General features: G+C 51.4%; 23 protein-coding genes. 16 read left to right on the top strand and 7 right to left on the bottom strand.

All coding sequences use genetic code 11. From position 1 onward, the window contains the following. Positions 1–6 precede the first annotated feature (6 nt). Genes TSP01S_RS08285 through TSP01S_RS08265 form a run of 5 tightly spaced genes read left to right on the top strand, consistent with a single transcriptional unit; the run spans position 7 to position 7031 of the window. On the top strand, positions 7–1896 hold the full coding sequence (locus TSP01S_RS08285) for an ATP-dependent helicase (protein ID WP_041077686.1): 1890 nt from the start codon (positions 7–9) through the stop codon (positions 1894–1896). A 14-nt stretch (positions 1897–1910) separates the two neighbouring features. Further along, a complete protein-coding gene (locus TSP01S_RS08280; RefSeq protein ID WP_041077684.1) occupies positions 1911–3458 on the top strand; it encodes an AAA family ATPase in 1548 nt (515 codons plus the stop codon). After that, positions 3455–4888 carry a phospho-sugar mutase gene (locus TSP01S_RS08275; RefSeq protein WP_041077682.1) on the top strand — a complete coding sequence of 478 codons (1434 nt, stop codon included), beginning with the start codon at positions 3455–3457 and terminating at the stop codon, positions 4886–4888. Before TSP01S_RS08280 ends, TSP01S_RS08275 begins: the two co-directional genes overlap by 4 nt. Beyond that, positions 4885–6126, top strand: coding sequence for an amidohydrolase (locus tag TSP01S_RS08270; RefSeq protein ID WP_144380653.1), 1242 nt, complete (start codon positions 4885–4887; stop codon positions 6124–6126). Before TSP01S_RS08275 ends, TSP01S_RS08270 begins: the two co-directional genes overlap by 4 nt. Further along, positions 6123–7031 carry a TIGR01212 family radical SAM protein gene (locus tag TSP01S_RS08265; RefSeq protein WP_231848554.1) on the top strand — a complete coding sequence of 303 codons (909 nt, stop codon included), beginning with the start codon at positions 6123–6125 and terminating at the stop codon, positions 7029–7031. The genes TSP01S_RS08270 and TSP01S_RS08265 overlap by 4 nt, the downstream gene beginning before the upstream one ends. On the opposite strand, the gene TSP01S_RS08260 is transcribed toward TSP01S_RS08265, so the two are convergent. The 3 genes from TSP01S_RS08260 to rocD form a co-directional block, all read right to left on the bottom strand. Continuing rightward, positions 7018–8904: a S9 family peptidase gene (locus TSP01S_RS08260; RefSeq protein WP_041077680.1), complete on the bottom strand. Its 1887-nt coding sequence runs from the start codon at positions 8902–8904 to the stop codon at positions 7018–7020. The genes TSP01S_RS08265 and TSP01S_RS08260 overlap by 14 nt on opposite strands. Before the next feature lie 6 nt (positions 8905–8910). Further along, positions 8911–9624, bottom strand: a complete 714-nt coding sequence (locus TSP01S_RS08255; protein WP_041077678.1) for a flavodoxin family protein — start codon at positions 9622–9624, stop codon at positions 8911–8913. Positions 9625–9782: 158 nt separating this feature from the next. Beyond that, the gene (gene rocD, locus TSP01S_RS08250; RefSeq protein ID WP_041078669.1) at positions 9783–11018 is read right to left on the bottom strand and encodes an ornithine--oxo-acid transaminase; all 1236 of its coding nucleotides are present in this window, start codon (positions 11016–11018) and stop codon (positions 9783–9785) included. 215 nt (positions 11019–11233) lie between these two features. Here rocD and TSP01S_RS08245 point away from each other — a divergent pair, with 215 nt between their 5' ends. The 11 genes from TSP01S_RS08245 to TSP01S_RS08195 all read left to right on the top strand — a co-directional run bounded on the left by TSP01S_RS08245 (position 11234) and on the right by TSP01S_RS08195 (position 21850). Beyond that, positions 11234–12199 (top strand): phospholipase C/P1 nuclease family protein, encoded by a 966-nt coding sequence (locus TSP01S_RS08245; RefSeq protein WP_041077676.1) that lies wholly within the window; start codon positions 11234–11236, stop codon positions 12197–12199. 102 nt (positions 12200–12301) lie between these two features. After that, complete coding sequence (locus tag TSP01S_RS08240; protein ID WP_041077675.1) at positions 12302–13021, top strand: response regulator transcription factor; 720 nt, start codon at positions 12302–12304, stop codon at positions 13019–13021. 3 nt (positions 13022–13024) lie between these two features. Further along, entirely contained in the window at positions 13025–14278 is a 1254-nt protein-coding gene (locus tag TSP01S_RS08235) for a sensor histidine kinase (RefSeq protein WP_041077673.1), read from the top strand. Next, positions 14275–15567, top strand: a complete 1293-nt coding sequence (locus TSP01S_RS08230; RefSeq protein ID WP_041077671.1) for a thymidine phosphorylase — start codon at positions 14275–14277, stop codon at positions 15565–15567. The genes TSP01S_RS08235 and TSP01S_RS08230 overlap by 4 nt, the downstream gene beginning before the upstream one ends. Beyond that, positions 15564–17210, top strand: a complete 1647-nt coding sequence (locus TSP01S_RS08225; protein ID WP_041077669.1) for a phosphodiester glycosidase family protein — start codon at positions 15564–15566, stop codon at positions 17208–17210. Before TSP01S_RS08230 ends, TSP01S_RS08225 begins: the two co-directional genes overlap by 4 nt. Before the next feature lie 27 nt (positions 17211–17237). Further along, on the top strand, positions 17238–19298 hold the full coding sequence (gene fusA, locus TSP01S_RS08220) for an elongation factor G (RefSeq protein ID WP_041077667.1): 2061 nt from the start codon (positions 17238–17240) through the stop codon (positions 19296–19298). A gap of 15 nt (positions 19299–19313) precedes the next feature. Further along, positions 19314–19595, top strand: a complete 282-nt coding sequence (locus TSP01S_RS08215; protein WP_041077665.1) for a DUF503 domain-containing protein — start codon at positions 19314–19316, stop codon at positions 19593–19595. Between the two features lie 3 nt (positions 19596–19598). Next, a complete protein-coding gene (gene yqeK / locus TSP01S_RS08210) occupies positions 19599–20216 on the top strand; it encodes a bis(5'-nucleosyl)-tetraphosphatase (symmetrical) YqeK (protein WP_231848553.1) in 618 nt (205 codons plus the stop codon). A gap of 2 nt (positions 20217–20218) precedes the next feature. Then, positions 20219–20902 (top strand): hypothetical protein, encoded by a 684-nt coding sequence (locus tag TSP01S_RS08205; RefSeq protein ID WP_041077663.1) that lies wholly within the window; start codon positions 20219–20221, stop codon positions 20900–20902. 5 nt (positions 20903–20907) lie between these two features. Next, positions 20908–21150, top strand: coding sequence for a glutaredoxin family protein (locus TSP01S_RS08200; protein WP_041077661.1), 243 nt, complete (start codon positions 20908–20910; stop codon positions 21148–21150). A gap of 13 nt (positions 21151–21163) precedes the next feature. After that, complete coding sequence (locus TSP01S_RS08195) at positions 21164–21850, top strand: 2-phosphosulfolactate phosphatase (protein WP_231848631.1); 687 nt, start codon at positions 21164–21166, stop codon at positions 21848–21850. Here the strand turns inward: TSP01S_RS08195 and tpiA are convergent. The 4 genes from tpiA to TSP01S_RS08175 all read right to left on the bottom strand — a co-directional run bounded on the left by tpiA (position 21813) and on the right by TSP01S_RS08175 (position 25229). Then, on the bottom strand, positions 21813–22565 hold the full coding sequence (gene tpiA, locus TSP01S_RS08190) for a triose-phosphate isomerase (protein WP_269450317.1): 753 nt from the start codon (positions 22563–22565) through the stop codon (positions 21813–21815). The genes TSP01S_RS08195 and tpiA overlap by 38 nt on opposite strands. 5 nt (positions 22566–22570) lie before the next feature. Continuing rightward, positions 22571–23758, bottom strand: coding sequence for a phosphoglycerate kinase (locus TSP01S_RS08185; protein WP_041077655.1), 1188 nt, complete (start codon positions 23756–23758; stop codon positions 22571–22573). 38 nt (positions 23759–23796) lie between these two features. Beyond that, on the bottom strand, positions 23797–24795 hold the full coding sequence (gene gap / locus TSP01S_RS08180; RefSeq protein ID WP_041078665.1) for a type I glyceraldehyde-3-phosphate dehydrogenase: 999 nt from the start codon (positions 24793–24795) through the stop codon (positions 23797–23799). Between the two features lie 80 nt (positions 24796–24875). Further along, entirely contained in the window at positions 24876–25229 is a 354-nt protein-coding gene (locus TSP01S_RS08175) for a YbaB/EbfC family nucleoid-associated protein (RefSeq protein ID WP_041078663.1), read from the bottom strand. Position 25230 lies beyond the last annotated feature (1 nt).

Genomic DNA, 25230 nt, shown 5'->3' with positions numbered 1-25230 from the left:
GAAAGCGTGAAGGTCGATTATCTTCAAGAACTCGATGAAGAGCAGAGAAAGGCTGTTCTCGAATCGACGGGAAGATCTCTGGTGATCGCCGGACCTGGTTCTGGAAAAACGCGCGTCATCACGTACAAGCTGTTGCATTTGCTCATGAGCGGGGTGAAGCCTTCGCAGATCCTGCTCGTTACGTTCACGCGCGCTGCGGCGAACGAGATGATCGAACGTGCAAAGCAGGTCACGGGGATGGACCTGGAGGAACTCACAGCGGGCACGTTCCACCACGTGTGCAACCTCATCCTCCGAAAGTACGCCCCCAGGGTCGGATTGACGCCCAATTTCACGATACTCGATGAGGAAGACTCTTTGAGCCTAATCAAACATGTCAGGACCAGGGTCTTAGGCAGGATGTTCACCGAAGAGAAGGAAAAACACTTCCCATCGCCATCGATACTTCAGAAAGTTTTCTCCTACAGCGCGAACACGTTGAGCTCTCTCAGGGAGGCTCTGTCGACGCTCTTTCCGAAACATCTGGAATTCGAAAACATCGTGGAGGAAATTTACAGAGAATACACGCTCGAGAAGAGAACAGAGAACTGTGTCGACTACGACGATCTCTTAACCCTGACGGTATTCCTTCTCGAAAACGATCCTCACGTCAGGCAGAGGGAAGCTTCGAAGTACAGATGGCTCCTCGTGGACGAGTTCCAGGATACGAACGTTCTGCAGTTGAAACTGGTGGATCATCTTTCCAGCGTGCACGGAAACGCGTTCGTCGTGGCCGACGATGCCCAGAGTATCTATTCGTTCAGAGGTGCGAGGTTCGAAAACGTGAAAGATTTCGCTCGATCGGGTGCAAAGATATTCAAGATACAGACGAACTACAGGAGCACCGAGAGGATCGTCGAACTCGTCAACGCCATGATCCCAAGAAGCAGTGTGCCCAAGGTGCTCAGATCGATCAAACCCAACGGTGTCAAACCGAAGGTGGTCAGCACATGGGACAAACCGAGTGAGGCGAGTTTCGTGGCCAAGGAGGTTCTGCGACTGATCGAGTTCGGTTACGAGCCCAACCAGATAGGCATCCTCTACAGGAGTCATTCACATTCGTTCGATGTACAGATGGAACTGACCAGGAACCAAATCGATTTTCGAATTCTTTCTGGGATGCGGTTCACAGAAACGGCACACGTCAAAGATGTTCTGGCCTTCCTCAGGTTGGTTCAAAATCCCAAAGAGAAGGTCTCGTGGATCAGAGTGGCGAGACTGTTCCCTGGCATCGGTACGAAGACGGCTTCCGCCTTCGCAGATCATGCGGCCTCGGTGGAATCGATGGAACTGGACGTTGTATTTGAAAGTTTCCCAGCCAAAAAGCCGTCCCTGCTGAAGCTCCGTGAGATCTTCTCGCGCCTGCTCCAGGAAGAGGGTGTTTCGAAAAAGATAGAGAGTGTGTACGAAAGCTTTTACAAGCAGTATCTGGAAGAAAACTATCCAGACTATGTCGAAAGACAGCTCGACATACAAAGGTTGATCGAAATGGCCGAACGCTACAAATCCCTGGAGAGGTTTCTGTCAGATCTGATGATCAGCGAAGATGTGACCCGGGAGCCGGGCAAGGGAAAAGTCACCTTGACGACGGTGCATCAGGCGAAGGGTCTGGAGTGGGACGTGGTGTTCGTTCTGAGTGTGAATCCTGGAGATTTCCCCAGCTATTACGCCGTAATGGATGGTAAGCTGGATGAGGAAGAGAGGATCTTCTACGTTGCCATAACGCGCGCGAAAGAATTGCTCTACATCCTAAGACAAGAATCGGTGAAGAGGAACTACTTTTCCTGGATGAGATTACCGGATTTCGTCGAGAAGATCCCGACAGAGTTGGTGGAATGGATAGACCTGACCGAATGAGAGAGTGATGATTCATGATCCTGAGGTACAGCGGGAAAAATCTGCTGTATTTCGAATCCTTCGACCTCGAGTTCAGTGACGGTCTCAACGTCATAACGGGTGAGACGGGTGCCGGCAAGTCCGTGGTTCTCAAAGGGTTACAGGCGCTCTTTGGAAAAAGGGTGGAACTGTTCGAGAACGAGAACACATGGCTGGAAGCGCTCGTGAGCGTCGATCGAGTCGACGAAGAATTGAGAGAACTTGGCATTCAGGAAGGCGAGCACATCGTGAGCCTGAACGCGGGCAAAAGGTGGATCTACAGGATAGATGGAAGGATGTATCCACAGTCGATCGTTGAGAGATTGTTCGAAGATCTCGTCCACTTCCACCAGCAGAACACGCACGTGAACTTGTTGAAGAAGCGTTATCAGCTGTCGCTCTTAGATAAATTCGCTGGCAACGGGCAGATACTCTCCGAGTACACGAGGACGTACAGACGGATGGTTGAGCTCGAAAAACTTCTGAACGAAACTAAAATAGAAGCATTAGAAGAAAGGATCGAACAGCTCGACAGGGAGCTCAGCTTTTTCGAAAGGCACAAACCCAGCGAAGAAGAAGAAAGATCCCTCAGAGAAAGATTCGAAAGGATCAACAGAGCCAGGCAGATCCTTTCCCTCATGGACGAAATATCGCACGTGCTGAGTGAGGATTCGACGACCAGGCTCTGGAAATTGGCCGTTTCTGCGGAGAAGATGGTGCCTCTGGTGCCGAAAGATTTACCGGACATGCTCAGAGACATCGCTGAAAAATCGAACGAGTTGCAGCGGTCGATTCGAAAGTTCGTCGATCAACTGCAACTTGAAGATTCCCACGAGCTGGAAGCCAGATTGAACGTGTACAACGAGCTCAGGAGACGTTTCGGTCCCGACTGGGAAGACATAAGAAGAAACTGGGAAAGGCTGGAAAAAGAAAGGAAAGATTTGCTCGGGAAAAAACAAGAACTGGAACTCGCGGAGAGTGAGAGTCGTCGACTGGAGGAACTCTGTTTGAAACTGGCGCAGGAGCTTCATGAAAACAGGTTGAAAGCCGCGACCGAACTCGAAAGTCAGGTCAGGTTCCATCTCAGCCAGCTCGCCATGAATCTTGATTTTTCTGTGAAGGTCGAAAGGTTGGATCGTTTGACTGCGAGCGGTTTCAGCGATGTCGATTTCGTGGTTGGAACCGGCGGTGAGACCAAGCCATTGAAAGACGTTCTGTCCGGTGGAGAACTTTCCCGTGTGGTTCTGGCCGTGCACCTTTCAGTCGCAAACGAAATGGGACACGTCTTCGTCTTCGATGAGATCGATAGTGGTATCGGGGGAACTGTCGGGAACGTGCTCGGAGAAAAGTTGAAGGCCCTGTCGAAGAATTCTCAGGTCATAGTGGTCACGCATCTACCGCAGATAGCGAGGCTCGCCGACACCCATTTTGCGGTGGTAAAAGATGGAAACACGATGCAAGTGAAGATCCTTGGAGTAGAAGAAAGAAAGAACGAACTGTTGCGCATGATCGGTGGAGAGAAAGTGTGGGGTGAGCTCTCATGATAGTGTTCGGCACGGGTGGTGTGAGGGGGATCATGAGGAAAGGAGAATTCGACGAAGAACTCGTGATCAACGTTTCACGTGCCGTGTCTCTGTGGATGCACGAAGAAGGTTTGAACGGGGTAGTCATCGCCTACGATACGAGGAGGAATTCAAACTATTTTGCGAAAATAGCGGCCCAAACCTTCTCAGACTGCGGTATCGAAACGTACATTTTTGATGCACCGGTTCCGACTCCCCTTCTCTCTTTCGCTGTCCGGGAACTCGGCGTTGGTGCTGGTGTCGTGATCACCGCGAGTCACAATCCTGCTGAGTACAACGGATACAAGGTGTACACGAACGATGGTGTCCAGGCCGTACCAAAACACACAGAGAAGATCTCTTCCCTACTGGGAAAACCGTTCGGGGTGAAAAGGAAGGCACCAATGAATAATGTTCCGAAAGAAATAGAGGAACGCTACGTTGAGGGGATCGTCGGATTGGTGAAAGACTATGTGAAAAGCGGTGGCAAGATCGTTTATTCACCGCTTCAAGGCACGGGTGCTCGCTTTGTTCCCATGGTCCTGCGTGAACTTGGATTCGACGTGATCGTGGTTGGGGAACAGATGGAATTCGATCCGGATTTCTCCAAAGTCAGTTCGTTGAATCCGGAAGACGAGAAGGCGTTCGACAGGGTAAAGGCAGTGTGCAACGAACGCAACGTGAGGTTCGGCATCGCGACCGATCCTGACTGCGATAGGGTTGGCTTGATCGTGGATGGAAAAAGGTTGACGGGCAACCAAGTGGGAGTCCTGTTGACGGAGATGTTGAGACGCAGAGTGAAACCTGGGAGCTGTCTGATCAAAACCATCGTCACCACCGACATGGTCAAACCGATGTGCGAGGAACTGAACCTTAAGGTGATGGAAACACCGACCGGATTCAAGTACATAGGGCACCTCATAGAAACTTGTTCAAAGCAAGAGAATTTCAGTTACTTTCTGGCTTTCGAGGAGAGCTGCGGTTATCTGATGGGAAACCTCGTGAGAGACAAGGACGGTGTTCTCGGTTCTGCGTTGGTCGCTGCCCTCTGTTCTGAGTACGATCCGATCGAACTTTTGAGGGATCTGTACGAAGCTTACGGCTATCACTTCGAAGAGTTGATCTCGATACCCTTTGAAAGTGCCCAAGCGGCGAGGCGGAGGTACGAAGCGTTCAGGACTTCTCCGCCTGGCAAGGTTGGCGATCATCCGGTGGAGCGCGTGTACGATTACGAGAACGACCCGGAGATACCCAACGAGACACTCTTGCTCGAACTGGAATCGGCGAGGATCTACATCAGACCTTCCGGCACCGAGCCGAAGCTGAAGATCTACGTGAAGGTCGTGGGTTCAACAGAAAAAGAAGCGAGTTCGATTCTGGAATCCGTGAGAAGGGCTGTGATGAACCTATGAAGATTTTGCTCAAGAACGCCCTGGTTCTGAAGGATGTTCGTTCAGGATTGGAGATTTCCGACGTGCTCGTGGAGGATGGCAAGATCGCTGCGATGGGAGATTTGAAGGGATCGATCGTGGATGAAGAGTACGATATGTCTGGAAAACTCGTCATGCCTGGTTTCGTCAACGTACACACGCATGCCGCGATGACGTTGATGCGTGGCCTGGCGGAAGATGTGAGGCTCAGAGAATGGCTCACGGAGAAGATATTTCCCATAGAGGAGAAACTGACCGAGGAGGACGTCTACTACGGCACGATGCTGGCACAGCTGGAGATGGCGAGACGGGGCGTCGTCGCGTACGCGGACATGTACTTTCACTGCGATGCGGTGGCGAAAGCGGCCCTCGATTTTGGTATGAAAGTTTTGATCACGCGAGGTCTGGTGGACGTGGATTCGGACAGGGGAAGGCTCAGACAGAACATCGAGTACTACGAAAGATGGAACGACAGGGATGGATTGATAAAAGTAGGATTCGGTCCACACGCACCGTACAGCTGTTCGATCACCTACATAGACGAAATAGCCAGGGTCGCTCTGGACCTCGAAGCACCCGTGATGATACACCTCTACGAGACCACGGAGGAGAAGTACGAGCTGAGAGAACTGCTCAAGACTTCGTTGAGATACTGCAAGGTTCTGTTCGCGCACTGCGTTCACGTGAAGGACGAAGACATTCGCCTGCTTGCCCAGGAGAACTTCTTTGTGGTTCACAACCCCACGAGCAATCTGAAGCTGGGCAGTGGTATAGCTCCAGTTCAGAAATTCCTCGCGACCAAGGTTCAGGTCTGCATAGGTACCGATGGGGCTGCGAGCAACAACAGCCTCGACGTGTGGCACGAGATGAGGCTGGCAAGCCTGCTCCAAAAACTTTCTGATCCGAGGAACGTCTCTGCAGAGCAGGCTCTGTACATGGCGATCGAACAAGGTGCCAAGGCGGTGGGACTGACAGAGGGAAAGATCCAGGTTGGAGCCGATGCAGATTTGATCGTTGTCGACATCGATAAACCCTGGTACGTGCCGCGGAGTCAGATCAAGAACCACATCGTGCACGCGGGAAGCTCCTCGGACGTTTTCGCAACGATGATCAGGGGTCGCTGGGTCTATTACGATGGAGAGTATCCCACGGTTGATGCCGAACACGTCTACAAAAAATGTGAGGAGGCGATTCGAAGATTGACAGGTACAACAAGTTGAGCGAATATCTGAAACGTCGCTACAATGCGCGCGTGCATCGACTGGTCATAGACGCCAGCTTCACGTGTCCAAACAGGGAAAAATCTGGTCCCTGCATTTTTTGCGATCCCACCGGTAGTGGATTCAACGCGCTGCACGATCTGTCGATCCGCGAGCAGGTGCTCAAACAGAGAGAGTGGGCGATGAAAAAATACAATGCGACCAAGTTCATCGCGTACTTTCAATCGTTCAGCAACACCTACGCGCCGGTGGATGTCTTGAGAGAGAGGTACTCCGAAGCCCTCGTGGACGATTCGATCGTTCAGCTCGCGATCTCCACCAGACCGGACTGCGTTCCCGAAGAAGTTCTGGAACTGCTCGACGAGTTCAAAACTAAGGTGGATGTTTCGCTGGAGCTTGGACTTCAAACCATAAATCCGAAAACGTTGAGGATACTGCGCAGGGGTCACGGTGTCGCGGAGTTCATCGATGCGGTGCTCAGAGCCAAGAAACACGGCCTTGAGGTCGTCGCCCACGTGATCGTTGATCTGCCTTGGGACGAACTGGAGGACGTCATCGACACCGCAAAAACTCTTTCCTATCTGGGAGTGGACGGTGTCAAGATGCATTCGCTCTACGTGGTGGAGGATAGCCCGCTCGGTGAGATGTTCAAAGAAGGTGCTTTTCAACCGGTGAGCTTTGAAGAATTTCTGGAAAGAACCATAGCCTTCTTGGAACATCTTTCACCGAACATCGTGATACACAGGTTGACTTCAGATCCACCGAAGACGGGAACGCTGTTTGCCAGGTGGGGACTTTCGAAGTGGCAGATCATCAACGCGGTAGAAACCGAACTGGAACGCAGAAACACCTTCCAGGGGGCAAAGTTTAAGCCCGCCGGTGGCGGGCAACTCAATCGATCTTGAAACATTCTGTCGGATCGAACGTGTCGCGCTTCAGCAAAAGTTTCTGTTTGAAGAACTCGAGGATCAATTTGTACCGTTTCAGCCTGTGTGAATAACTCGCCTGAACGCTGTGACTGTGAGCGCCTTTCTTGAAGATCGCTATGTACACTTCTTTCCCAAGATCTTTGAGCACGTGGTAGAACATGAGCGACTGATCGAGGGGACAGCGGTAATCTTCGAGGCTGTGTATGAGTAGCAGAGGTGTTTTCACGTTCTTCGCGTAGAAGATGGGACTGAGTTTTCTGTAGTTTTCGTTCACGAGGGGATCCTCACCGATCAAGCTCTTGTCGAACCAGAAACCTATGTCTGAGAAGGCGTAACTCGTGAACCAGTAACTTATACCGTTCTCACTCACCGCCGCTCTGAACATGTCCGTCTGCGTTATCGCCCAGTTCGTCATGAATCCACCGTAACTGATGCCCGTGATGCCGATGTCCGTGATCGCTTCTCTCTTCTTCAGTTCCTCCACACCGCTGAGGATGTCTTTGAAGTCTTCCATGCCGGTTCTCTCTTTGACTGCCAGGGCAAACTTTTCATCGTAGTTGTCACTGCCACGCGGGTTTGTGTACAGCACGAAGAATCCTTCCTGTGCGAGGAGCTGGCCCATGAAATAGAGACATTTTCCGTACGCACCTTTCGGCCCGCCGTGGACGAAAACTATCAGCGGAGCCGGAGAATTGTCGGGCTTGAGGTACCATCCATCGATCTTCGTACCGTCGAAGCTTAAGTATTCGAAATGGTTCAGTTTTCTCACCTTCAGGGTCGAAAGGAACTGCTCGTTGAGGGCTGTGATCCTCTCGTTGCGGCCTTCACGGTGCACGTACACCTCGGCTCCTTCTCCATCGCTCACTGCCACATAAACGACCTTTCCATCATGGTTCGCATCGAAACAGCTCACCGCTCCTTCAGAGAGGATGGTCTCTTTCTTCCCCGACGACAAATCGATCCTCTCCAGTTTAACGTTTCCTCTTTCCCCACTCTTGAAGTAAACCCATCTTCCAGACGCGATGGGATAAGTTTCACCGTCTGCCGCCCAGACTTCCAAGCTTATGTGACCGGAGTTATCCAAGCCATACTCCTCGGTGAGCGGAACGAGTTCTCGATCCTTGAGAAGATAAACGTAGTCGTGCTCGAAGGCGTTCTTTTTCCTTCTTCCGAGCAGTATCAACCCCCACTGTGACTCTCCCGTCGCGATGAGACCGACGTCTTCGAGTATGGACCTTTTGCTTCTCCCATCGTACAGGACCACGTCGAAACGGGTGAACGGTTCTCTTTCGTGATGGATCGTGTACACGATGCCGGCGTTCCCCCAGAACGCGTGAGTTAAGTTCCTCTCCTCGAATTGGTCGAGTTCCTGGCACGATTCGGCGTCGAAGATGCGAAACACGTTCGTCTGGTCGTCTAAGAAGCCTTTCGCATCGAACCAGACCGGGATGCGCGTTTCGAAGTACAGATCAGGGTCACGTCTCTTCTTCAAAGTTATCACGAACAGTCTGCGTTCGTCCGGGGACCAGTCGAAAGAGCTTATGGACTCCGTTACTGTCAACGTGTAGGTCGAGAAGTTGGCCAGTTCCATCACGCAGAGACTACTTTTTTCTTCGTCCTTTTTCAGATAGGCCAGTTTTCTTGAGCTCGGTGAGAATTTGGGTTTCGAGGTGTCCTCAGGTAAAAAGAAACGCTCTCCAGTGTCGAGCCTGTACAGAACAATCTGCCTGACGGTCTTGTTCTTCTCGGGAACTATCCTCTTGGTGGTGTAAGCGATCCATTTTCCATCGGGGCTGATCTTGACTTCGGTTGGGACGACGAACTTGGCGAAGCTCGTCACAGACCACATGCTTTTTCACTCTCCTTTCGAGAGCCCGAACTTCTCGAGCCTGAGATTCCTCTGTTCAGCGAAACGCTGTTTCGCTTCCCAGGCCTTTCGTTTCAACCTCTCCAGGTCCACATTGGGTTCGTATCCTATCGGTTCGTGTTGCATGAGCACTCGCGCCGTCTTCGTCACCAACAGACCAACGTTGTACGCGTCCATCATCGCCTGAACGTCCGTTGTTGGATCTTGAACGTGTGAGTAAGCCATAGACCATGGTACAACGTGAACACCCATACTGTTGAACGTGATGGCGAGATAAGATATGGTCATCATGACACCGCTGTCGGACCCGGTTGCGATGAATCCGGCCACCTTTCCTTCGAGCAGGCTTTTACCCACGTGGTCGATCATGGCCTCCAGGCTCGTGAGCCTGTCGATGAAATTTTTCAAAATTCCGTTTGGGGCGTACCAGTAGACTGGTGTGGCTATCACGAAGCCGTTGGCTTCAACGAGTTTAGAAGCGATCTCGTTGAAGTCGTCATCCTGGATCAAACACGGATATCTGCAGAGCTTTTCCTCGTCTGAGACGCAACCTGTGCAAGGTTTTATGCTGTAGTCTGGAAGGTAAAGGATCTCAAAATCACCATGGGCATCTCGAACGCCCTCCGCAGCGATGTGAAGCAGCTGGGACGAACAACCGTACTTCCTTTCGGAAGCACCCAGGAGCACGATGAAGGGTTTCATGCCAAACTCCCCCTCGAGCTTCTCTCAAAATAATCTTATCGTGACGAGTGCGCAGGCGAGTTGAAGGAAACTTTACAGGAGGGCACCGGGAGGCGCATTTCCCTCAACGGATCTGAAGGAAGTCTAAAAGGGGGCCGAGCCGGCCCCCACGGTTTTCCTCAGACCAACTTCGCAGCCTTCGCATGCACCTGGATGGGTTCTGTCAGCACTCTTTCGATCCTCTCGAGTGCCCAGTCGATTTCGTCCTTTTCTATGACCAGTGGTGGTGCGAACCTTATGACCTGTTCGTGAGTCTCCTTGCACAGTATTCCCAGCTGTGCGAGTCTTTCGCAGAAAGGTCGCGCCGTACCGAACTCCTTCTTTATCTCGACACCTATCAAGAGCCCTTTTCCTCTGATTTCCTTGACGTAATCGCTCCTGATCTTCCTGAGCTGATCCATGAAGTACTCACCCAAAACTCTCGCCCGCTCGTCGAGTTTCTCTTCGACCAGAACGTCTATCGCCGCGATACCCACCGCGGCCGCCAGCGGGTTACCTCCGAAGGTTGAACCGTGATCTCCGGGTTTCAGCACGTCCATCACGTCGTTGCTCGTCAGCACCGCAGAGACCGGGTAAACCCCTCCTCCGAGGGCCTTTCCGAGTATGAGCACGTCTGGTTTGGCGTCTTCCCACTGCCACGCGAACATCTTTCCAGTCCTACCGAGTCCTGTCTGGATTTCATCGAACATGAGCAGGATTCCATGCTTTGTTGCGATCCTTCTGAGTTCTGCAAGATACCCATGAGGTGGCACGCGTACACCACCTTCACCTTGAATTGGTTCGACGAGTATGCCAAGTGTGCGTTCGTCGATGAGCGCTTCGACGGCTTTCGCATCTCCGAACGGAGCGATTTTAAAACCTGGTGTGTACGGTCCGAACCCATCTCTGTACTGATGTTCCGTCGAGAACGAGACTATGGTGATCGTTCGACCGTGGAAGTTACCTTCCGCGACGATGATGTTGCCCTCGTTCATTGGAATTCCGCGTTTGTAGTAAGCCCATTTTCTTGCAACCTTGAGGGCGCTTTCCACGGCCTCTGCTCCCGTGTTCATGGGAAGGACCTTATCGTAATCTGCAAATTTTGCAAGCTTCTCTTCAAAGAGGCCGAGAACGCTGTTGTGAAAGGCGCGCGACGTGAGCGTGACCTTCTGAAGCTGCTGTTCCAGTGCCTTGATTATTTTTGGATGCCTGTGCCCATGGTTCAGAGCCGAGTAAGACGACAGCATGTCCAGGTACCTTTTTCCCTCCACGTCCCAAACCCAGACCCGTTCGGCTCTATCGATGACAACAGGAATTGGTTTGTAGTTGTGCGCACCGTACGTGTATTCCAGATCGATGTAGTCCTGACTCCTCATGCGGGGTTCCTCCTTTCTGTGCAACAACATGATAACACTTCTGCTAAAAAATTCAAAGTCTGGCAAAATATGGCAATCCTTAGCCAACAGGAACTAATCTCGGCCAAATATGGTTCTACTTTCTCTTTCTCACGTATGCTCACGTATGCTCTCTTTTGCTTTCGTATGCCCACTCCTTCACCGAACGTGATAAATTCTTCTTGGGGGTGACGATGATGAGAAGGTTGGCGGTCGTATCGTTTTTGCTCTTGATCGTTCTGGCTTTTTCCTGGTCTGCGCACGAAGCACTCACTTATCTCATCGTGAAATCTGCTCTTCCCAACGCCAACGAGCTGATACAGATAACACCTTACAGTTACGAGGAAAAGAGGATCTACAACACCGAAAGGCTCATCTTGGACGACATCTGTGGTCGGTTCGTGAGCAACTTTGTTCCAGCATGGGCAAAGTTCTACCCTCCAGACCCGGCACCGATCGATGGCAGAGTGCCCGTCTGGCAGGTGTTGACGGTTTACTCTGTGGAGCCTGACCTCGGCATGGACGAAGGTTTGAACCTGTCGAAACTTCAGTCCATCATAGGTAACAGCCAGGGTGTGAGGCACATGAAATACAAACTGTTGTTCTTCGATTTCTTCGAGGGCAGTGAGTCTTTCCTTTACTTCGTCGAGATGTCCAGAGAGGCTTTTCGAAAAGGCGATCGTTACTGGGGCTACAGGTTCCTCGCGAGGGCCGTTCACCATCTCGAAGATCTGTCGATGCCCTACCACAACGCACCGGGTAGATTGGGAGACGTTCTTGAAAGCCTTCTCTGGAACAAAAGCAAAGGCATGGAACTCGCGTACAGACACTTTTCTTACGACGAGTATCTGGCCTATTTGCTGTACCTCGAGGATGGAGAAACTGTGAAATCGATCGTCGAAGCGCAACCGAAACGTACCAAGAATCTTAGAGAACTCGTTCAACGTGTTCGGTTGCTCGGCCTGAGAAAACTGTACGATGTGGACAAGATATTCGAAACAGTCTATCCTGGACTCGATAAGGTTCTGTCCTGGAACGACTTCGAAGCCAGCGCAGAACGATTGAAAGGTTTGAAGAACATCACGGTGCAGATCATGGGGGAATTTTCTTCCTATTTGAAAGGATTCCTTCTGGATTTTCTCGCTCAGGTTGGAGAGATATGACAGAAACGAGGAGAAAAGACTCTGGCACTTCATTCACTTGTCTGTTATAATGTTAACACGGTGAACGTTCGTGAAAGGAGGTGTACCCGAAAGGGTGTGACCATGGCCAAGAAGAAGATTCTGGTTGTCGATGACGATCCTTCGATCATCGAGCTCGTGAGTTACAACCTGGCGCGCGAAGGCTACGATGTGCTCAAAGCTTACGACGGAGAGGAAGCGCTCAAGGTTGCCACGAACGAGAACGTGGACATGTTCATCGTGGACATCATGCTCCCGCAGATGGACGGTTTCGAACTCGTCAGGCAACTCAGATCCATGGAGAAGTACAAGAATGCACCCGTCATATTCCTGAGCGCGAAGGGCGAAGAGTTCGACAAAGTTCTCGGTCTTGAGCTCGGCGCGGATGATTACATCACAAAACCGTTCAGCGTCAGGGAAATGATCGCTCGCGTGAAGGCGATCTTCAGGAGGATCCAGCTGAGCGCTCAGGAACGCGAGGAGAGACCGAAGAAGATCGTGGCAAAGGGTCTGGAGATCGACGTCGAAAGGTACGAAGTCAGGGTCAACGGTCAGAAGGTCGCCCTGACGCCACTCGAGTTCGAACTTCTGAGGTTCCTTGCCGAGAATGAAGGTAAGGTCTTCAGCAGGGACGTTTTGCTCGACAAGCTCTGGGGTTACGACTACTACGGTGATACACGAACGGTGGACGTACACATCAGAAGGCTGAGAACGAAGATCGAAGAAGATCCATCCAATCCGAAGTACATAATCACTGTGAGGGGCAAAGGCTACAAGTTCAGAGATCCAGGGAAGGAAGAATAATTCGTGTTAGTCTTGCTCTTCGTCGCCGCAGTAGCAGCGACAGCGTTTTTTTTGTACTCGCTGTCACTTTGGAGATCCAACAGAAATCTTCTGAAGTTTTTCAGGAGGGTGGCAGAGCTGGCGGACGTTGTCGAAGACTCTCCACCCTCTTACGTGTTAGAACGTCTCCGCAAGAAACTGAAAATGCTGGAGGAAGAACTCTCCAGGGCCCAGAGGAGCAGAGAGAACATTTTGACGTTGCTCGATAACATTTCTGACCCCATACTCTTCGTGGAAGAGGATGGAACTGTAACGTTCGCCAACGCGGCCGCTCAGAAGATCACACGATCTGAACCCATCGCGAGGAAGATATATGAAATCGTCGAAGAGTACTATCTGATCGAAATGTTCGAAGAAACCGTCAGCGCGTGGCAGGCGCAGGAAGCCGAGATCGTCATGTACGTGAACGATGAAAAAAGATACTACGCCTGCAAGATGATACCGGTGATCTTACCTGGAGGGGAACGAAGGATCATCATCGTGATGAGGGATGTGACTAAGGAGCACGAACTCAACGAGCTCAGAAGACAGTTCGTATCGAACGTTTCACACGAACTGAGAACACCGCTGACATCCATACACGGTTACGCAGAAACGCTCTTGAGCGATCCGGATATGGACGTGGAAACGCGCAAGAGATTCCTCACGATCATCGAGAACGAGTCCGCACGAATGTCGCGGCTCATAAACGACCTGTTGGATTTGGAGCGCATGGAATCGGGCGAAGCGAGGTTTGAGTTCAAAGAAACGAACCTGTGCATGGTCCTCAACTACGTACTTTCCATCGTTGAACCCCTTGCGAAGGAATACGGAGTTGAAGTCAGTGCACAGTGCGACGATGTAACTGTGTGGGCCGACCAGGACAGGATGGTGCAGATGATTCTGAATCTTGTCGACAACGCGATCAAATACACTTCGTTGAAGGAGATCGGTGAAAAGAAAGTCAGGATCAGAATCACGAAAGAAGGCGATCGTGCAAAGATAGAGGTTTCGGACACAGGGCCCGGCATACCGAGGGAAGCCCTCTCGAGGCTGTTCGACAGGTTCTACAGGGTGGACAAAGGCAGGAGCAGAAAGATGGGGGGTTCTGGGCTCGGCCTATCGATAGTCAAGTCCATAGTGGATAGACACGGTGGGGAGATAACTGTGAGCAGCGAGATCGGTGTCGGAACGACCTTCACAGTCAGATTGCCGGTGAAAAGGGAAGTGGAAACATGAGGATGTACGATATCATAAAGAAGAAACGCGATGGATTCGAGCTGACCGAAGAAGAGATCCGATTCGTCGTGCAAGGTTACACCCGCGGAGAGATTCCCGATTATCAAATGGCCGCTTTCCTCATGGCGGTTTATTTCCGTGGCATGAACGAACGGGAAACTTACGATCTAACCATTGCGATGCTCGATTCCGGCGATCGGCTGGACCTTTCCTCCCTCAGTGGGATAAAGCTCGACAAGCATTCCAGTGGGGGTGTGGGAGACAAGATCAGTTTCGTTGTGCTTCCGATCGCCGCGAGCTTTGGAATCAAGATCGCCAAGATGTCCGGTCGTGGTCTGGGTCACACCGGCGGTACGATAGACAAGCTCGAATCGATACCGGGTATGAGGACGTCTCTGGACAAGGAGCAGTTCCTCAAGGTAGTGGAAGAAGTGGGATTCTCCATCGTCAGCCAGACAGAAAACCTTGTGCCTGCAGACAAGAAAATCTACGCGCTCAGGGATGCCACGGCGACGGTCGAAAATCTTTCCCTGATCGCTTCGAGTATAGTCAGCAAGAAACTGGCTGCGGGGGCAGACGCGATAGTTTTCGATGTGAAGGTTGGTTCGGGTGCTTTCATGAAGGATCTGGATCAAGCCAGAAAGCTGTCTTCGTTGATGCTCGACATCGTGAAGCGCAACGGGAAAAAGGCGAAGGCAGTGATCTCGAACATGGACCAACCACTCGGCAAGATGGTGGGCAACGCCCTCGAGGTGCTCGAAGCCATAGAGTGTTTGAAAGGACAGGGACCACGGGATGTGATGAAACTTTCGTACACCCTCGTGAAGGAAATGCTGGACCTTGCCGGTGTAAAGGTGAGTTTCGATGACATAAGGGAAAAGGTCCGTTCTGGAGAACCGTTAAAACGGTTCAAGAAGTTCGTAGAGATGCATGGAGGAGATCCTTCCATCGTTGATGAACCGACGAGATTGCCCATCAGCGGGGACGTCGTGGAAGTGAGAGCTCAGAGAGAAGGTTACGTTGCAAAGATCGATGCAGAACGCATAGGCAATGCCTGCGTGCTGCTCGGCGGCGGTAGATCGAAAAAGGAGGACACCATCGATCATTCCGTTGGCGTAGAGTTGCTGAAAAAGGTTTCGGATCCGGTGGCGGTGAACGATGTGCTTGCGAGGGTGTATTATTCGAAAAAGAGCGATCTGGAATCGGCGCTGAAGATCGTTGAATCGGCATATGTGCTTTCGGAACAAGCGGTTGAACCATTACCGATCGTGCTTGAGGTGATCGAATGAGGTATTTGCCTCTGATTCTCGTTTTGCTCTTTACGAGTTGTTTCGCAGGCCAGGTTCTCATTGGCCTGCAGGGAAAATTCGTTTTACTTGAGGAATCAAACGGCTTCGTCGATGCGAAGGAGCTGGAAAGGCTCGGACTGACGTTCGTACTTTCCGAAGTTTCTGGGCGCGCCTATCTCATCTTTGAGAAAAAAATCGTGTTGCTCACGAAGGATGGAAACGTGACGGTGGACTTCCTCGACGTGTACAAAGATTCGGCGAAGTTCGTTGACAAAAAAGTCTTCATCAAAACGGAAGTTCTTCAGCAGGTTCTCAAATTGAGAGCGGAGAAGACTCCATCGGGTCAGCTGGTACTCTTAGACAGCGTACCGATCCTCCGATCGGCAAATTTTGAAAAGAACCGGCTCAGATTGAACTTCGTCGGCTTCGTCTCGGAGCAGATGGTTTCCACACGTACGACAAAAGGGAAGCTGGTTGTCGAGATATCACCGTGCATCAGTTTTGCCACCGCGGTCGATCCGGTGAAGATCCAGACCGAAGCAACATCCGTGAAGGTAGAGCTCGAACTCGGTGTTGATGTGGAACCTGTTATGGTTTCGGCGTTCGAACCGGGTGCACTCACCTTTGAACTGAGAATGCCGATGCTCGGTAAGGAATGGATCGCTAACGGCGTCTATTGGCAGCAGACGACCGAGCGGATCGGCAACAAAGATGTTTTGGTGAACTATCTGTGGATAGACCCAACCGTGGTGGAACTGAGGCCCGCGATCAGTTCTTCCGGTATCGGTACGCTGGAAAGCGTGGATGCCATGGTGATCAAGAACAACGCGATAGCCGGTGTCAATGCGAGTTATTTCGATCCCAACACGGCGATGCCCATAGGCCTCTTGATCGTTGACGGCAAGATCCTGCAGGCACCTTACGGGGACAGGCCCGTCTTCGTTTACACTTACGCTGGAACTGTGCACATAGAGAGATTTTACTTCGACATCAACGTGCGCATCGGACAGCTTCTGTTCATCGTGAAAGGCATCAACACCGTGGCGATCGGGGAGGTACTCATTTTCACGAAGGAATTCGGCCTTCCAATACCGAAGAGGGACGATATGCTTTACTTCGTCGTCGAGAGAGGAAAAATTGTCTCAAGGGGCTGGACATCCAAGGCTCCCGACGCGGGTTTTGTGCTCGCCATATCGAACAAGTACGAAAAATACTTGCAAGAAGTGAGACCTGGTGATCCTGTCGAGTACGTCATAAACACGAACTTCCCTTACAGAATAAAGCATGCGGTCGAAGCGGGACCTCTGTTGCTCTATCAGGGTGCTCCGATACCGGATCGGAACCAGGAGAAAAACCGTTACGGCGGCAACATTGCGAGGGTCAGTGCGACCAGAACCTTGATCGCTACGACGCAGGACGGAAAAGCGGTTCTCGTGGTCATAAGTGATCAAAATGGTACTGGGGGTGTCAACTACGATGAATTAGTTGATTTCTGCATGAGCAAGGGTTTCTACTCGGCCATGAACTTCGACGGAGGGAGCTCCTCCGTGATGGTCATCAAGGATAAGATCGTGAGTAGAACCTCAACTGGTTGGACGAGGCTCATTCCGGTTTCGCTCCTGGTGGTTCAGAAATCTGATTGAAAACAGAAGAGATGGAGGTGTATAGAAATGGCAATCGCTACTGAGAAGAAGAGGAACTTCGTTCTGGTTGGTCATAACGGATCAGGAAAGTCCCTTTTGGTGAGTTCGATCTTGAAAACGGCTGGTCTGGTCGATCGAATCTCGATCAGATTTGTCGACACTGATCCGATAGAAGAATCGAAAGGTTCGAGCATCAACTCGCACGTGTTCACTTTCACATGGAAGGATCACCTTCTGACCGTGATCGACACACCCGGCTTCGGCGATTTCATAGCTGACGTTATCAACTCGGTCTTTGTGAGTGAAAACGTTGTGAGTGTGATCAACGCGGTTGCCGGTGTGGAGATTCAAACGGAAAGAACGTGGCAGCTGGCCCAGGAGATGTCCAGGCCCATCATGGTCTTTGTGAACCAGATGGACAAAGAGAGAGCAAGCTTTGAGAACGCCCTGGAATCGGTGAAATCGGCGTTCGAATGTAAAGTTGTACCCTTAGTTTTACCGATAGGTTCCGAGTCCGGCTTCAAAGGCGTGGTGGATCTGGTCGGCATGAGGGCGTACGTCTACGAGGATGGTAAGGCGAAGCCTGTGAGCATCCCTGCGGAATTGCAGAAGAAGGTCGAGGAAGCCAGACTCAAGTTGCTGGAAGACATCGTGGAGAGCGACGATGCGTTGATGGAAAAGTACCTTGAAGGTCAGGAAGTCGGCGAGGAAGAACTGAGGAACGCCCTCGTCAAAGCTTACAAGTCCGGGATCGTTGTACCGGCACTCTGCGGTTCTGCAGAAAAAGGGATCGGAATCGATCTGCTGCTGGACACCATCGTAGAACTGGGTGCGAGTCCGAAAGAAACGAAACCATTAAGGGCTGTACTGGAAAGTGGCGAAGAGATCGAAATTTCCCCCAGTGAGACCGAACCTTTCTGCGCTTACATATTCAAGAACGTTGCGGATCCGTTCGTCGGACGTGTGAGCTACATCAAGATCATAGCTGGAACCGTGAGACCTGGTGACAACTTCGTGAACGTGAACCGCGGAACGAGCGATAGGATAAGCAAACTGTATTTCGCTCGCGGGAAAGAGCAGGTGGAAATAGAGGAAGCGTCCTGCGGGGAAATCGTGGTGTTGCCGAAATTGAAAGAGGGCAGCGTGGGGGAAACCATTACTCATAAAGATAGAAAATTGAAGATCGTTCCACCTCAGTTCCCGGAACCCATGTTCTCAAGATCTGTCAATCCGAAGAGCAAAACCGACATTGACAAGATAAGCAACGGCCTGTCGAGGCTCGCCGAAAGCGATCCAACCTTCAAATGGGAATACGATCCCGAAACGGGTGAAACCGTTGTCTCAGGTCTTGGAACGATCCATCTGGACGTGATGATAGAAAAGCTGAAAAGCATTTTCGGTGTGGAAGTGGAAGTCGGCAAGCCCAAGATCGCCTACAGGGAAACCATAACAAAAAAGGCTGTAGCGGAGTACAAGCACAAGAAGCAGACGGGTGGTCACGGTCAGTACGGACACGTGAAGATAGAGCTCGAGCCACTCCCACGCGGAGCGGGCTTCGAATTCGTCGATAAGATCTTCGGAGGTGCGATCCCGAAGAACTTCATCCCTTCGGTGGAGAAAGGTATCATCGAAGCCATGAAGCGTGGTTCTCTCGCGGGTTACCCTGTGGTCGATGTCCGCGTGACACTGTTCGATGGGTCCTACCACGAAGTCGACTCTTCGGATATCGCATTCCAGATCGCAGCGATTCAGGCCTTCAGGAAAGGCATGGAAGAAGCCAGACCCGTCATACTCGAACCCATCATGGAAGTGGAGATATTCTGTCCAGACGAAGTCGCGGGTGACGTCATGGGTGAGGTGACGAGCCGAAGGGGAAGGCCTCAGGGCATGGAACCCGCTGGTCGTGGTATGTCCAAGATAAAGGCGGAAGTACCGCTGGCGGAGATGCTCGACTTCTCTGGCAGGTTGTCTGGTATCACGAGCGGCCGAGGGTATTTCACCATGAAGTTCCTGAGGTATCAGGAGGTCCCACCGAACATTCAAGAAAAGATCATTCAGGAAAGGAAACAGGGACAACAGAACGCTTGAGGTGAGAAGTGTTCGATGCATGTAGCTGTCGTGAGCTTCAAACTGAGATTGTTTGGTATAAACAGTCTGAAAGAAAAGCGTAGTCTGATCAAAAAGCTGATCAACGAATTGAGGACCAAGTACAACATCTCCATCTCTGAGGTGGGGATGTGTGATTCGAAAGGCTGGGCCGAAATAGGGATTGCCGTCGTGAATTCCGCAAAGGAGGTCGTTGACAGTACCGTGGAACAGATAAGTAACGCTCTGGAATCAACTTACGGGTTGGAAATCGTCGAGTTTGAGAGAGAAGGATGGTGAGAAGTGCGGCACATAATCGAAGAGCTGACACACATGCTCGACATCTTGACGGGCCCGAAGCGAAAACGACACGTGCTTTCCTGTTGCGAATTCGCAAGAAAGCTTGCAAAGATACATGGAATCGACGAAGATAAAGTAATCGTTGCTTGTTTGGCACACGATGCTTTCAGGGATGTTCCAGCAACCAAACTGTTGAGGATTGCAAGATCTTACGGCATCGAGCCGAGTGAAATGGAACTCGAGCACCCGGTTCTCTTACACGGAAAGATCGCGGCGGAGTATCTCAAGAGAAGGTTCAAGTTCAACGATCAGGACGTGCTCGATGCCGTTGCCTTTCACACCAGTGGGAAGGCTGGAATGAACGGAGTTGGAAAGATCGTTTTTCTCGCCGACGCCTTGGAGGAAACACGGGTGTACGAAGGCGTTGAACATTTGAGAAGACTGGCAGAACGTGATTTAGACGAAGCCTTGATTCAGACTCTCAGAAGCAAGGTCTGCTATGCGATGGAAAAGGAATACCTTCTCCTTTCAGAAACAGTTGAAATGTGGAACTGGTTGTTGCGTAAGAAAAGACCCAGATCGTTCACTGAAAGCAATCACGACGAGCTTGGAGGTGGATGAGCGTGGCGATAAAAAAGAGAAAGACGGGTCTGTTCTGGGTTGTCTTAGCCTTGATCTTCGCCGCGGCGGGTTTCGGTCTCTGGTTCGTTCTCTCTTTGAACAGTTTGAAGCGCTCTCCCGAGTTCGCATCGCCTATAGTGCATTATGTCTTCATTCTTAAAGATCAACAGAAGGCGTATTTCATTCGCGTTGACACCACCAAGAAGATGCTGTACGTGATCGAGCTGCCACAGTACGCGTTCAACCCACTGAACAACAGATCGCTCGACGTTCAGAATCCACTTGAAGTTTTCAGTTTCACTGAATCGATGGTCGAATTTTCCTCGAGTTTCAGATACTACGCCATCGTTGATTCACAGCAGATCAAGAAGCTCGCCAGATACATACTTGGCAACGGAGTCGAAAGTTTCGAGAACTTCTTGAGGAGTTTGAGTGTGAGGAAGGGCAAAATCTTCGATCACGTTCTGGTTCGACAGTGGTTGAAAGAAATCAAGAACGAGAAAACGTTGACAGCGGCCGCGTTTTACAAACTGATCTACGAGGCCAGCAGGAACGCGCTGAGATTCTACTCGGTGAAAGGATCTTTCGAAAAACCCTTGACGATAACGGTCGATGGCAAGAAGTTTCAGCGGCTTTATCTCGATGTTCAGACTATACAAGCCATCAAAGAGGACATGAGGAGGTGAAGCGGATGCAGCACGTTAGGATCACCATCTACACTACCCCCACCTGTCCATACTGTGCGAGGGCGAAGAACTATTTCAGACAGCTGGGACTGAAATTCACCGAGCTGGATGTTTCGAAGGATCCAGCCGCAGCGGAACGTCTCGTCAAAAAGACCGGTCAAACTGCTGTGCCCGTGATAGAGATAGGGAACCAGATCGTCATAGGCTTCGATAAGGAAAAGATAGACAGACTCCTGGGAGTGAAATGAATCCTTGATCGATGTGGTCTTCGTGCCAGAAGAAAAGATAAGGGAAAGAGTTTGTGTCCTGATCGATGTGCTCAGAGCCACGAGCGTCATCGTCACGGCGTTGGCGAACGGTGCAGTTTCAGTAGAACCAGTCCCGACGTTGAAACAGGCGCTTGCGAAAAAGGGCAAAGACGTGCTCGTGTGCGGAGAAAGGAGGAACGTGAAACCGAGAGGTTTCGATCTTGGAAATTCACCATTCGAATACTTGAGCGATTTGGTTCAAGGAAAAAAGATCGTGCTGTCGACCACCAACGGCACGCGTGCGATTCGAAGGATTGAGTGTGAAATTCTCTATGCAGCGAGCTTTCTGAACCTTTCCTCGATCGCGCATGAACTGAAAAGGTACGATTCTGTTACGATCGTTTGCTCCGGTCAGAATGGAAAGATCGCGCTGGAAGATGTGCTCTGTGCGGGCGCGATCGTGGCGCTGGGCGGTGGAACAGAAAAGACGGACTCAGCGTTGATAGCCGAGTCCGTCTGGCGGTGCAGTGATTCAGTTTTCGAAACCCTCAGTAGATCTCAGCATGGTCGAGAACTCATCGAAAAAGGATTTCTCAGGGACGTCGAGTATTGCTCGCGGATCGATCTGTATTCCGTCGTGCCGACTTTCGATGGAAGGTCGTTCATTCTACAAACGTCTGAACGATCCCTGCAAGCTTAACGAACTGTTCGTCCAGGCTGGCACCGCCCACCAGACCACCATCCACGTCCGGCTGGGCCATGATCGCGAAGAAGTTGTCCGGTTTTATGCTTCCACCGTACAGAATCGGTGTGCTTTCCGCGAGCTCCTCGTCGTACAGTTCGCGGAGCAATTTTCTGATGAATGCATGTGCCTCTTGGGCTTGCTCTGGTTTGGCCACGATGCCCGTACCGATGGCCCACACGGGTTCATAGGCTATCACGAGGTTCTGAACTTCCTGCCTCGAAAGACCGTAAAGTGCTTGTCTGATCTGCATCTCAACGACGCAAAAGGTCAGGCCTTTCTCGCGTTCTTCCTTCGTTTCACCAACACACAGTATGGGCCTCAAACCTTCTTTGATGGCCGCTTTCAGTTTCTTGTTTATCATTTCATCAGTTTCGTTGAAGTATTTCCTACGTTCGGAATGTCCGATGATCACGAATTCAACACCGATCGCCTTCAACATCGCAGGTGAAACTTCGCCGGTGAACGCTCCACTACGTTCGAAGTGGCAGTTCTGGGCACCGACAGAGATGCCGGTTCCACGCGTGAGTTCAACCACATCGGCCAAGGAAACGAAAGGCGGGCAAACGACTATTTTGAAACGTTTGCCCGCCAGTTTGTTGACCAGCTGGTTCACGAAGAGCTTGGCTTCTTGGTTAGTCTTGTGCATTTTCCAGTTGCCGGCCAGGATCACCCTATCTATTTTTTTTTGTCAGCGATGCTCTTTATGCCGGGTAGCTCTCGACCCTCCAGGAACTCAAGAGAGGCTCCTCCACCGGTCGAAACGTGCGAGTAGGCCGATTCTAGATTGAACTTGGCGACCGCTGCCGCCGTGTCTCCTCCACCGACCACCGTGGTGCCCTTGACCTTGCTGATCGCCAGGGCGACCTTCCTGGTGCCTTCCGCGAAGTCATCTATTTCAAAGACGCCCATGGGTCCGTTCCAGACAACGGTCTTGGCACCCGCGAGCTCTTTCTCGAACAATTCAGCCGTCTTCGGTCCGATGTCCAGACCCATCCAGCCCTCTGGGATACCGTCCTTCAGGTCGACGACCTTCTTTTCGACTCCGGCCTCTATCTTCTGCGCGATGACACAATCTACAGGCAGCACCACTTTGACCTTTTTCTGCTCAGCCTGTTCGAGTATCTGTTTGGCCAGATCGAGCTTGTCGTTCTCGACTAAGGAAGAACCAACGTTCACGCCCTGAGCTTTGAGGAACGTGAACATCATTGCCCCGCCTATGAGGATCTTGTCTGCCTTGTTCATCAAGTTGGTGATGACACCTATCTTGTCGGACACCTTCGCACCGCCGAGGACAACCACGTACGGATGATCAGGCTCGTAAGTCACTTTGCTCAGGAATTCTATTTCCTTTTCCATCAAAAATCCCGCTACGCTCGGTATGAACGAGGCAATTCCGACGTTCGATGCGTGGGCCCTGTGAGCCGTGCCGAAGGCATCGTTCACGTGGATGTCGGCCAGTTCGGCCCAGGCCTTCGCCAGTTCCGGATCGTTCTTCTCCTCTCCCGGATGGAATCTCGTGTTTTCCAGGACGATGACATCACCGAGCTTAGCTTCTTGAACAGCTTTCTTCACTTCTTCTCCAACAACGTGGGGCACGAAGATGACGTTCAGGCCAGAGATCTGCTTCAGGTGATCCGCAACGGGTTTCAAACTGTACTTTGGATCGACTCCCTTCGGCCTTCCGAGGTGTGAGAGCAGTATGACCTTGGCGTTGTGCTCCACGGCGTACTTTATGGTGGGCAACGCCGCCACGATGCGGGTATCATCTGTGACCTTGTTGTTCTCCACTGGAACGTTGAAGTCCACTCTCATGATGACAGTTTTCCCATTCAGATCGACATCCCTGATGGTCATCTTCTTCATCGTTTCACCCCCTCAAAAAGTGAGGGAGCGAGGCTCCCTCACAGAAGTTTCGCAAGCATTTCCACCGTATCGACGACTCTGCAGGAATAACCGTACTCGTTGTCGTACCAGGAGAAGACCTTTATCAGTTTGCCTTTCACGTTCGTCAAGGTTGCGTCGAAGATTCCTGAGTACGTCGTTCCGATGATGTCGCTGCTCACGATCGGTTCGGTGTTGTACGCAATGATGCCTTTGAGTTTCGTCTCGCACGCTTCTTTCATGACCTGGTTCACTTCTTCTATCGTCGTTTCTTTGCTCACGACGGCAACGAAGTCAGATATGGATCCATCTGGAACTGGAACTCTCAGAGCGACTCCGTCGAGTTTACCTTTCAGTTCAGGAACGACGAGCGCCACAGCCTTTGCGGCTCCCGTGGTTGTGGGAATGATGCTCAACGCTGCTGCCCTTGCCCTCCTCAAGTCTTTGTGAGGAAGATCCAGCACCCTCTGGTCGTTCGTGTAAGCGTGCACCGTCGTGAGGAACCCAGTTTCGATGTTGAACTTCTCGTGGAGCACTTTTATTATAGGTGCGATGGAGTTGGTCGTGCAGGAAGCGCAGGAGATGATGACATGTTCACGGGTGAGCTTGTCCTCGTTGCACCCGATGACCACCGTGATATCTTCACCCTTTGCGGGAGCAGTTATGACAACTTTCTTTGCACCTGCCTGCAGGTGGAGAGCTGCCTTTTCACGGTCGGTGAAAACACCAGAAGATTCGATGACAACGTCCACACCGAGATCCTTCCAGGGAAGTTTGGCGGGATCCTTCTCGCTCAGAACCTTGTAGCTCTTGCCGTCGATGACTATCGTGTCTCCCTCTGCGCGAACTTCACCTGGATAGATCTTGTGTACCGAGTCGTACTTGAACAGATGGGCAAGAGTGGCGGCGTCCGTGATATCGTTGATGGCTACAACCTCGATCTTGGAAGATTTCCTTCTGAGAATCTCTCTCAACACCAACCTGCCGATCCTACCGAAACCGTTGATCGCAACTCTCATCCCTGAAAACCTCCTTTCGTTTGGGTTCACCTTTATGATACTGTTCCTCAATTGAGAAAAAGACAAGATTGTGTAAAAATTCACAAACTCGGTCCGCCCTGGACGAGCTTCGCCATCTCTTCGTCCCTTCGCTTCTGAATTTCTCGAAGAGCCTCGTTGACTGCGGCGATGATCAGATCGTTGAACATGTCCTTATCCTGGAGCAGTTCGTCGTCGTACTCGATCGATAAGATTCGATAATCGCACGTGGCGGTCACCCTGACCGCGCCTCCACCGGCTGTTCCGGTCACTTCCATCTGGCTGAAGCTCGCCTCGAGTTCCTGAACCTTCTTCGCCATCTCCTCTTGCATTTTCTGAATGGAAGCCAGACTCAGATCCTTCGATTCTCCCCTGGGACCGTAACTTCTACCACCAAAACCCTTGATCTTTTTCAAC

The organism is Thermotoga caldifontis AZM44c09 (assembly GCF_000828655.1).
GTDB lineage: Bacteria > Thermotogota > Thermotogae > Thermotogales > DSM-5069 > Pseudothermotoga_A > Pseudothermotoga_A caldifontis.
This window is presented reverse-complemented; position numbering and strand designations above follow the sequence as displayed.